Genomic DNA, 10,968 nt, shown 5'->3' with positions numbered 1-10,968 from the left:
TTTTCAATAATCGGATCAAGTTCTTCTAGTTTTATATTAGCCATATTAGCCCCCCAAAAAATTGTTATTTTTTATATTAAAAAAATTATATTTAAAAATTGAGTTAATAAAAACTTCAAGAAATAAAGTAATTATCCTGCTTAATTTTAAAAGTTTTTAGACTTTTCTTTCTTGTGAGAAAAATATCAAAAAACCGAGAAGCTTGCCAATTTAACAAGGCTCCTCGGTTAGTTTTTATTTTAATTATTTACTTTTTTTATTCCTCAGTAGTATAATAACTATCTACCATTCTTTCTATTTTAATATCATCATTTTTATATAAATCAATATATGAATCATCAACTTTAATTATTGGTTTATCCTGATGGCGGGGATTAATAAAAACTATCTTTGCTTCTTTTCCATTATTTAAAATAACCTTTTCATTAACAAAATAGTTCGGCATTTTATCTAAAAAAACTTTAAGTAAATCATAATCAAAATCTCCAAAAGTCTCTTCTCTAAATAATTTTATTGCTTCAAATGGTGTAGATTCAGGTTGATAAATACGGTTTGCTGTAAGAGCATCAAAGGTATCTACTATTGCAATAATTCTTCCAAAAAGAGGTATATCTTCACCTTTTAATTTAAGTGGATAACCCTTTCCATTATATCTTTCATGATGTGTTAATACTCCCTGAGCAGTTTCAGGAGCAATATGTTTTGTATTTTGAGCCATTTCATACCCATAAATAGTATGTTTTTTCATTCTGTCATATTCTTCTGTAGTTAATTCAGATGGCTTATTTAAAATTTCGTCAGGAATTTTTGCTTTGCCCAGATCATGCATTAAACCAGCTTCGGTCAATCTAAAACATCTTTCTTTATCAAATTTCAACCAGTTACCAAACATAAAAGCTAAAATACCTACATTTAAAAGATGACTATAAGTATATTGATCTACCTCTCTAACCTTAGTTAATAAATCAATCATTTCACTTTCATCACCTATACTAATAATATCATGTGTCATGTCTTTAACATCATTATATTCAATTTGTTCAAGATTTCTGGCCTTTTGAAATACATCTTTCATTTCATCTATTTCTTCCTGATATTTTTTTTCTGCATTTTGAGTTCTATTTAAATTTTCCTGTATTTCTTCTTCATTTTCATTATATACATAAACATATTCTGAACTCAGTCTTTTTAATCTTTCAATTTTTTTATTATCTAAAATTGTACCGGCAGGGAGCAAAATACCTCCAAAATCATATTCTATATCATTAGCCAGTTTCATCCCAGCTTTTAATTCATCTATATCAATATTTATTTTATTCTGACTTTGAAAATCATCAACCATTTTAGTCCCTCCTCTAGTACTATCTTTCTTCAATAACTGGATTATTTCCTTCATATTTTAAATATTTTTAATATAAATATTTAAAAACAGGCCTTTTGAATCATCATCAGACCTGTATTATAATTTATTTTATTTTAATTAATTCAATACCATTTTTAGCTGAGTCTGTGTTACCACTATATAATTTTTCTTGAGAATTATTCCAATGTTCGTGAACTCCTAAACTTTTTAAATAAATTCCATCTTTTTCAGGGTCATATATCTTTTCAGAAGAACCCCCTGGAATAGCAGCCTCATGTAGATAATTTTCAGTATAATTTAATAAATCTGTTTCACTTCTTAAAAAATCAAAAGCCACTGAATCTATGGCAACTGGATCCTGTGAAATAAAAATACTTGAACTCCAGTCTCCATTAAAAGGTTCCATAGACCACCGATGAGGAGAAACACTCTGCTGATTCATACCTCCATATAAACCATCAACTATATATAATAAAGTTTTTCCACCTAAGTCTTTATGACCCATTAAGCTCACTAGAGGATTGGGACTACCCATTTCTCTACTTCTTCCATTAATACCACTGTGTAAATGACTGGGAGTCCATCTTCCATATTGTTCATTATAGATAGAGCCAAAATGATTTTTAGCAGTAACAGTCATCCCGGCCAAACTATGTTTTTTAAGACTGGCAAGATTAATTAAATATTCAGACTCTACCACACATTTAGGTAAATAATCTGGCTGTTTTCTATCTATACCCATATAGTAAACTGGTGAACTTTTATCCATTTTAACTTTTTTTCGTCCATTTCCTCCATTATTATCAATAAAATTTATTTCTGGATATTCATTATAGATTTTATCATAAATTTTATTTGCTAAGGGACGGGAAGCATCATATAAATATATATTTTCACCTGGAACTTTTCCATCCTGGATTAAACTATCAACTAACACATAAACCATCTGTGGTGACAGATCAACTTCATTATCCTGATCATTATATGATTTATGAGTATTTAAATTTAGCTTAATAGCTATACTTTCATCTTCTTGATAACTTATATTATTTTTACCTCTTTTTTGATTAAAATGATTAAATAATGATCTCCAGGCTTCTTCAGTATTTTCTTTATCAGTTAATTTTTTCAAAGAAGATTCCCACATTTTTTTTACTATTTTTTGATCAATATTATTATCATCCCACCAGTAATTGCTTTTTCCATCCCAGGAAGTAGCTTCTGAATTATAATTCCAGACAACTCTACCAGGATTAATTCCTTTTGCCTCTCCTATAGGTCCATCCTGGCGTGCAGTAACTGGATTATTACCATTAATATCTATATAAAACCCTACGCCAATTAAAGTAATAATTATTACAAGAGCTGCAGCCCAATAACGAGATTTTTTAACAAAATTTATTATACTTTTGATAGAAATACTAAGACCAATAGTTGTTGACAACCAGGCTAAAAATCCCATAGCAATTGGCACAGCCATTCTTTGACAGGGATAACGGTATCTACTTGGTTTTGGGATTACTCTTATTACAAACCAAACTAAAGCAAAAAAACCAACTACAGGCATCCACCATTTATTCCAATTTGAGCCATCAATATTTTCCTTATTATTTTTCTTTTCATTTATCCAGCTGATTATATTGGAAATCAATTTCATGGTTTTTCACTCTCCCAAAAAAATTCTTTTTAATTATATTGAAGGTTTTCTACATAATATTTAAAAATCCTTTAAATATCTTAAAATTTGTTTATTCAAAAAAAACTACACCTAAATAAATACAGTGTAGTCATTTAAATCTATATACTAATGTAATTTAAAATCATTAACTTTAAATTGAACTTTTTGATCTTCTACAGATGAAATATATTCAAATTCTAAAACTACTGCTGTGTCCTCTAATTCTGCTATTTTAGTCATACCATATTTCAGCTCATATTCTGGTATATTATTTACTTCAATTTCAGTAATATTTAATTCTCTTCCTGCATGTCTTTCTTTATATTTTCTTACTTTACCTGTTTTTTTAAATTCCTGTATATTATATTGTACTAACTGCTTAAGTGGGGAAAAAATACCAATCAATATACTATCTGCAACCATTTTAGCCATACTTTCTGGTATTATTTCTTCTTCAATCTGCAATTGCTTGATATTATTTTCATCAAACCAAAAATATAATTTTGAAGGAATGTTATCATGTTCTCTTTCAACAATTTCTATAGAAATTTTATCTGTTTTAATTCCATTGATTTCTTCTTTGCCAAGATAGTTATATTTCAAATAAATATCACTGGTTTTTTCATCATTTTCAAATGATATAATATTATAATCAATCATTGAAAAATTAGCCACTAAATCTTTAATTTCTGTTGGTATTTTTAAATTTTCAAAATTTTCCTGAGCAAAGACAGAAGAATTAACACATAGCAAAATAAGGAATACAAATAATATTTTAAATGACCATTTTTTTAGATACACTTTAACCACCTCCTCTAAAAGAATTTACGAGAAGTTAATTGTATTATTATAATTGGTCATAAGTTATAAAAAACCTTTAAAATTATTTTATTTTTTTAATTCTATAAATTTTTGAGCTAGTTCAGGATCAAATTGACTTCCTGCACATTCTTTTATTTCATTTAATGCTGCTTTTTTGGAGATTGCTTTACTATAAGGTTTATTAGTTGTCATTACATCATAAGCATCTATAATTGATATTATTCTGGCTAAATAAGGAATATTCTCTCCCTTAATTCCTCGAGGATATCCGCTTCCATCCCAATTTTCATGATGTGATAATATTTCTTCTGCAACTACAGAAAATTCATTAGATGCAGTTGCAATTTTATATCCAGTTTCAGAATGTTCTTTTAATATTTTCCATTCTTCTTTTGATAGATTTTCTGATTTATTTAATATTTTTTCAGAAATTGTAGTTTTACCTATGTCATGTAAAGTAGCAAGTAAAGATAATTTATTCAACTCCGAGTTAGAAAGTTTTAATTTATTACCTAACTTTTTGGATAATTCAGCCATTCTTTTCGTATGTTCTTTGGTTTCAGGACTTTTAGCACTTAGAGTATTTAATAATCCCTGAACAATATTACTTTTACTACTTCTGCTTTCTGAAAGTTTATTTTGATACATATTATCATCAGCTTTTTTTAAAATATTATCTATATTCTGTTCCTTATTTTCTTTTGTAGCAACACCTAAAGCAATTGAAATAGGGATAACTTCATCTCTTGTTTTATCAGTTTTTCTTTTAATTCTGTTAATTACTTCCTGAGCTTCATCTTTTTGGGTTTGAGGAAGTAAAATAGCAAATTCATCTCCACCCTGACGAGCTAAAACATCTTCCTTTCTTATAGAATTTTTTAGTATTTTAGCAGTTCTTTTTAATATCTCATCACCTTTTTCATGCCCATAACTATCATTAATGATTTTTAAACCATTTAAATCCGCCATAATAATGCTAATAGGTAATTTACGTTGAGTATCTAATCTTTTCATTTCTTCTTCAAAAAATCTTCTATTATATAAATCAGTTAATTGATCTTTATATGACAAATATTCTATTTTTTCCTCTCTTTTTTTCCTTTCAGTTATATCTCTATAAATAGCATAAATACCAATATGTCCATTTGCCAATTTAATAGGAAAGCCCTGTAAATAGACATTGATTTTCTGGCCATTCTTAGTTTTTCTTATACTCTCTTTTGCAATTTTTTCACCCTGTTTAGCTCTTTTGGTATAATTTTTACCTTCATCTATTAAGTTTTCAGGTAAAATATAATTATCTAGATTTTTATTTTTTAATTCTGATTGTTTAAATCCAAATAAAGATTCAAATTTTTTATTTGTTTTTATTACTCGATGGTTATTATCTAAAAGAACTATAGCTTCTGTAGAATTATTAAAGAGCTGTTCAAAATATGCCTTTTGTTCTTTTATCTTTTTTTCCTGCTCTTTTCTTTTGGTAATATCTTTAGCAAAAACAAATTCATATTCTTTATCTTCATAATTATAATATTGACTGGTAATTTCTACTGGAAATTTATTTCCACTTTTAGTTATAAATTTTCTTTCATAAGTTATTGCTTTAGATTCTTTAATTCTATTCCAAAATTTTTCCCTCTCAATATAATTATCTTTTGCTTTTACTATTTTTTTTGTATTATTTCCAACAAGATCTTCTCTTTTATATTCTAACTTATCCAAAACTGTATCATTAACATATTCAATTATTCCATCAGATTTTACCCTAAAAATCAACAAGTTTGATTTATTAACAGTAAAATTCATCATTTCAAGTTTTTCTCTTTGTTTTAATCTATCTGATATATCTCTTACAAATTCAACTACACCAGTCATATTTTCTTCGTTTTCATCCCAAATAGGATAACTGAAAATTTCAATATAATCTAATTCAAATTCCTCCGGTTGTTTTTTTATTTGACGTTCCATTTTACCAGTTTCTAAAGTTTTTAAAACAGGACAATTTTTACATTTATCTTTTTCATTATAATAGGCTTTAAAACATTTTTTTCCTTTAAGAGGTAAATTGCTTTTATACCATTCTTTCATAGTAGAATTTATATAATTGATTGTTAAATCAGAACTTAATACACTAATCCCATCCTGGATACTTTCTAAAACACTATTAAATAATTCATTTTTTTCCTTAAGATTTTTTTCTAATTTTTTTCTTTCCGTTATATCTTTTGCAAAAGCAAACTCATATTCTCTATCTTCATATTTAAAATATTGACTTGTCATTTCAACAGGTATTTTATTACCTTTTTTAGTAATAAATTCTCTTTCATAAGTCATAGAAATAGAATTTTTTATTTTTTCCCAAAATTTTATTCTATCTACATAATTATATTTTTTTAATATTTTTTTTACATGTTTGCCAATAAGATTGTTTTCATCATAATTTAGTTTGTTTAATACAGTTTCATTAACATAATCTATTATTCCTTCAGGAGTAGTTCTAAAAATCAACATACTTGATTTGTCAAGAGTAAAATCCATCATTTCAAGCTCTTTTCTTTGTTCTTTTCTTTCTGTTATATCTCTCATTATTCCTTCTGCTCTTATAGGTTCATTATTTTTATTATAAATCATTTCTCCCCGGTCATGAATCCATTTAATGTTACCCTCTTTAGATATTATTCTAAATTCTCTTTCTTCATAACCATTTTCTTTTAATTGCTTAAGTGCCCTATCATGTATTTTTTTATCTTCAGGATGGGTAATTCTTTTAATGGGAATAAGATTTTTTTGTATTTTTTCTCTTGAATAACCGGTGATATCTTTGACTGCTTTACTAACAAATTTCACTTTTAAATCCGGCCAGGAAACAGACCAGACTATATCATTTATATTATTAAAAATATCATTTGAATGTCCAGTCATTTTAGGCAACTCCTTTTATTATTAATAAATGTTTATGAATATTTATTTAACATCCAGACTAGTCCAAATATCCAACCTTGAGGAGCAAATGAAGACTGATTGATAAAATATTTACAATTCTTTCCCAGCATGCATCTTTGTATAAATTAGATCCACATTTATCACATTTGCCTTTTTTCTGGGGTGGATTATATTTAGTATGATAAATCGAACCATCAACCATACAGATTCTTCGACCTGTTAGACGGGTTATGAGTTTTTATTCTTTTACCTTTAAGTAAATTATTAAATTAATTTCATCTTCTATACTTTATAATATTTTTTCTAAATCCTTAATTTGTTTTTTACTTCGTGGAAATCCATCCAGTATTTTTTTTACCCCCTTTCAATTTTATTATCGTTTCTTATCTTTTTTAAACATAGATTTAATTTCATCTTTATTTTTTTATAATTTTTATTTATATTTTCAATTCTTTTTAAATTTTTATGCTTTTTATTATCTTTCAAATTAGAGATCCTCCTTATAATAAATTTAAACTAAAATATGAATTAAGGAGATTTTCAATTAGTAGTTTTAAGTTCTATAAACTCTTTAGCTAACTCAGGATCAAACTGACTACCAGCACAATTTTTGATCTCAGTTAAAGCTTCTTCTTTTGATATTGCTTTACTATAAGGTCTATTATTTGTCATTACATCATAAGCATCTATAATTGAAATAATTCTTGCTAAATAAGGTATATCTTCACCTTCACTTCCTTTTGGATATCCATTTCCATCCCATTTTTCATGATGAGCTAAAATATCTTTAGCTACTGCTGCAAATTCTTCAGAAGATTTAGCTATTTTATAACCATATTCCGAATGTTTTTTTATGCTTTCCCACTCTTTATCTTTTAAACTACCTTTCTTTTTAAGAATCTTCTCATTAATATTTATTTTACCTATATCATGCAAAGTTGTCAAAATAGAAAGTCTATTTTGATCTGAATTTGAAAGTTTTAATTTCTGCCCAAACTTAAAACCTAACTTTGTCATTCTAACAGAATGTTCCTTTGTTTCATTACTTTTTGAATTTAAAACATTTATTAATCCCTCAACTATATTACTCTTACTACTTCTACTTTCAGCTAATTTATTTTTATACATTTTATCATCAGCTTTTTTAAATACATCTTCAATATCCTGATTTAATTTTTCTTTAGTTGCTATACCAAGAGCAATAGAAATTGGTATCATGTTATTTTGAGTCTTTTTGCATTTTTCTTTTATTCTTTTTTCAATTTTTTCTGTATCTTTTTTTGTAGTATTTGGAAGCAAAACAGCGAACTCATCTCCCCCTTGTCTTGCCAATATATCTTCTTCACGAAGTGATTCTTTTAAAATTTTAGCTGCTTGAATTAGTATTTCATCACCTTTCTCGTGTCCATAACTATCATTAATGATTTTTAAACCATTAAGATCAGCCATAATAAAACTTAAGGGAAGTTGTCTTTCTGTATCCAATCTTTTCATTTCTTCCTCAAAAAATCTACGATTATAAAGACCAGTTAATTGATCAGTAAAAGATAATTTTTCAATTTCTTCTTTTTGAAGTTTTAATTGACGATATAGTAAATCATAGGGCCTTTTAAAACCTGTATCTATAATAGCTTTAAAAACTAAAATAACAGATAATAATTTAAATACATGACCAGTAATATTAGAAATACCATAAACATTAACATAAAATGTAAAAGATATCTCAGAAAAAATAGTCATTATTATTGAAAAAAATACTATCTTATAGACATCTTTTTCAAAATAATCTTTATTTTGATTTAACAAATATAAACTATAAACAAGAATTAAAGAGATTATATATTCACTTATAATCTTAAAACCAGTAAGTCCACTACCTTCAACAAAAGCCTTGGGAAATATATTAAAATATAAAGATAGAAATATAATAAATAACAAAGATAAAAATATATAAATTAGTTTTTTTATATTATAACTCTTATTATATTTAATTGACCAAAGAGCTAAAACAAAACCACCACTCTCTATATATCTAGCTATAATCCATAATTGAGTAGGGAGATTAGCTCCAAGATTAGGAAAAACTCCCATACCCTCATAAACCAAGGTGTGCAATAAATCAAGAAGTCCTACAAATCCCAATGTAATTCCTAAAAAAACCAAAAAATAATTTTTGCTTTTTTCATGAGTATAGATAGCTATTATAAATATAATAAATGATATTATAATACTAGATAATTCAATCAATGAATGAAATAACAAAAAATTTTTAAAACTTAAAATAATTAATAATAATATTATTCCTGCTAATATAATATATGATTTATTAAACTCATCTCCAAATAATGCCTTATTTAATTTGGTCATAAAAACCTCCCCGATAAATTAAAATTCTTTTTAGTTCTTAACTATTAATTATAGGAAAAATCCATTAAACCTTTTATTTATAAATCTAAAACCAGATGCGAAATTAAATGCACCTGGTTTGAAAGTAAAATTTATTATAACCTATCCAGAGTCTCCAATTTAAATATAACGTCTAACTTTCTTCATATACTTTTGGTATTCTACTCCAAACTCTTTAATACACCATCTTTCTTCTGATAATATAAGATAATGAACTGAAATTTGAAATATAAGTAATATTATAAAATAAAAAAGTGAATTTATTAAAAAGCTACAACCCAAAAAATATAAAAAGAAAGCTACGTACATAGGATTACGCGAATATTTATATAGCCCATTATTATTTATTCCACTTTCTTGAGGTTTTGAAAAATCTATAATTGATTTAATATATAATAACATTCCTATTATAAATACAATTAAACCCACATAACTTAAAACAATATTAAATTTAATGTTTGAAAAAAATAAATATATTAGTAAAATAAGTGTTGTAATTTGATAGACATAAAAAGCAACTTGTTCTTTCCCTTCTGTTGGAGGAAAAAAACCTGCTCTTTCTATAGCTTCTTCATCACTTATAATTCTTATAAGGATATAACGAATAAAAATAATTGGTATTACTAGAATAAAGGAATTCATTAATTTACCTCCTTTCAAATTTATATCAATGCTATTTCATATAATATTCTGCTCCTTAATTTAATATTTAACTAAATTTTAATTAATTCCTTTTTTTAAATAATAATAAACATATTTCAATTTTATGATTTAAAAATAGAATAAATTTATAACTTTTGAATATTGCTTGAACTCCTTAAAAGCTTGATCGAGAACAACAGAATCTGATTCTTTACACATTTTAATTTCTTTAGACATAAAAAAAACCCTGCATTAGTTTTTCTAGCAGAGGTCTGTTACTCAATCTATCTAATATATTATTAAAACTGACCGACAGATCCTGCTGAAAATGGCCAAAAATCTTATCGGTCAAGATCGTATAAATGAGCTAACAAATAAAAAATGGTGGGGCTATCGGGATTCGAACCCAAGACCTACAGATTAGGAATCTGTCGCTCTATCCTACTGAGCTATAGCCCCACATTTTCACTTAAAACAGAGTTTATCAACTCTGCACCACAACAGTTTATATTTCCTCACCAATTTGATGGTACCATAATAACTATATTTTATCAATATTATTACTATATTTTCTTATTTTGTGTATTGCAAGGTTAAATGCACGGTTTTTTAGATCTATACCTTATATGTTTAGTTTTGTAGTTTCTCCCCTTTTAAAAGAGGAGAAAAAAATTTCATCTAAACATTGCCTGCATATATAATGTTAAGCTACTTTCAATTCCATTTGAAATATTTCTTTAGCGGATTTGAAATCAAACATCTTTCTAGGATAGTTATTCATCCATCTTTGAATCTTTTTGATTGCTTTTCTACTATATTTTTTTATACTTTCTCCTTTAGGTATAAATCTTCTTATCATCTTGTTTAAATTCTCGTTACTCCCTCTCTGCCAGGAACAATATGCATCTGCATAATAATGTTCTGTTCTAGGTATATTGCTGCCTGTAAAAGAAGTTTCTATCCCTTCATAATCATAAAACTCTCTGTCATTATCAGTTGTTATTGTTTTAAATAGTTTCCTGAACTTCTTAACACCTATTCTTCGTTCAATCCTATCTAATCCCTTTATAACTGATTCCTGTGTCTTATCTGGTATTTTTTCTATTATCTCTTT

The 10,968-nt window shown here is 26.3% G+C and carries 8 protein-coding genes and 1 tRNA gene; all 9 read right to left on the bottom strand.

The features are described from left to right. Positions 1-256 precede the first annotated feature (256 nt). Positions 257-1,342 carry an HD-GYP domain-containing protein gene (locus VJ881_08055; protein ID HKL76005.1) on the bottom strand — a complete coding sequence of 362 codons (1,086 nt, stop codon included), beginning with the start codon at positions 1,340-1,342 and terminating at the stop codon, positions 257-259. Between the two features lie 124 nt (positions 1,343-1,466). Next, positions 1,467-3,020, bottom strand: a complete 1,554-nt coding sequence (locus tag VJ881_08050) for a DUF362 domain-containing protein (protein HKL76004.1) — start codon at positions 3,018-3,020, stop codon at positions 1,467-1,469. A gap of 147 nt (positions 3,021-3,167) precedes the next feature. After that, positions 3,168-3,842, bottom strand: a complete 675-nt coding sequence (locus VJ881_08045; protein HKL76003.1) for a hypothetical protein — start codon at positions 3,840-3,842, stop codon at positions 3,168-3,170. Between the two features lie 87 nt (positions 3,843-3,929). After that, the gene (locus VJ881_08040) at positions 3,930-6,785 is read right to left on the bottom strand and encodes a PAS domain S-box protein (GenBank protein HKL76002.1); all 2,856 of its coding nucleotides are present in this window, start codon (positions 6,783-6,785) and stop codon (positions 3,930-3,932) included. A gap of 375 nt (positions 6,786-7,160) precedes the next feature. Beyond that, positions 7,161-7,292 (bottom strand): hypothetical protein, encoded by a 132-nt coding sequence (locus VJ881_08035; GenBank protein ID HKL76001.1) that lies wholly within the window; start codon positions 7,290-7,292, stop codon positions 7,161-7,163. Positions 7,293-7,346: 54 nt separating this feature from the next. Beyond that, positions 7,347-9,173: an MASE3 domain-containing protein gene (locus VJ881_08030; protein HKL76000.1), complete on the bottom strand. Its 1,827-nt coding sequence runs from the start codon at positions 9,171-9,173 to the stop codon at positions 7,347-7,349. A gap of 159 nt (positions 9,174-9,332) precedes the next feature. Continuing rightward, positions 9,333-9,854, bottom strand: a complete 522-nt coding sequence (locus VJ881_08025) for an isoprenylcysteine carboxylmethyltransferase family protein (protein ID HKL75999.1) — start codon at positions 9,852-9,854, stop codon at positions 9,333-9,335. A gap of 382 nt (positions 9,855-10,236) precedes the next feature. Continuing rightward, a tRNA-Arg gene (locus VJ881_08020) sits at positions 10,237-10,313 on the bottom strand. Positions 10,314-10,557: 244 nt separating this feature from the next. Then, positions 10,558-10,968: IS30 family transposase (locus VJ881_08015; protein HKL75998.1), on the bottom strand; the 411-nt coding region annotated here is incomplete at its 5' end.

The organism is Halanaerobiales bacterium (assembly GCA_035270125.1).
Lineage (GTDB): Bacteria > Bacillota > Halanaerobiia > Halanaerobiales > DATFIM01 > DATFIM01.
The sequence above is the reverse complement of the archived record's forward strand: the minus strand, read 5'-3'. Positions and strand labels throughout refer to the sequence as shown.

Coding starts and splice junctions, on each gene's coding strand:
- VJ881_08055 (HKL76005.1), bottom strand. CDS start 1,342: ATGGTTGATGATTTTCAAAGTCAGAATAAAATAAATATTGATATAGAT.
- VJ881_08050 (HKL76004.1), bottom strand. CDS start 3,020: ATGAAATTGATTTCCAATATAATCAGCTGGATAAATGAAAAGAAAAAT.
- VJ881_08040 (HKL76002.1), bottom strand. CDS start 6,785: ATGACTGGACATTCAAATGATATTTTTAATAATATAAATGATATAGTC.
- VJ881_08030 (HKL76000.1), bottom strand. CDS start 9,173: ATGACCAAATTAAATAAGGCATTATTTGGAGATGAGTTTAATAAATCA.
- VJ881_08025 (HKL75999.1), bottom strand. CDS start 9,854: ATGAATTCCTTTATTCTAGTAATACCAATTATTTTTATTCGTTATATC.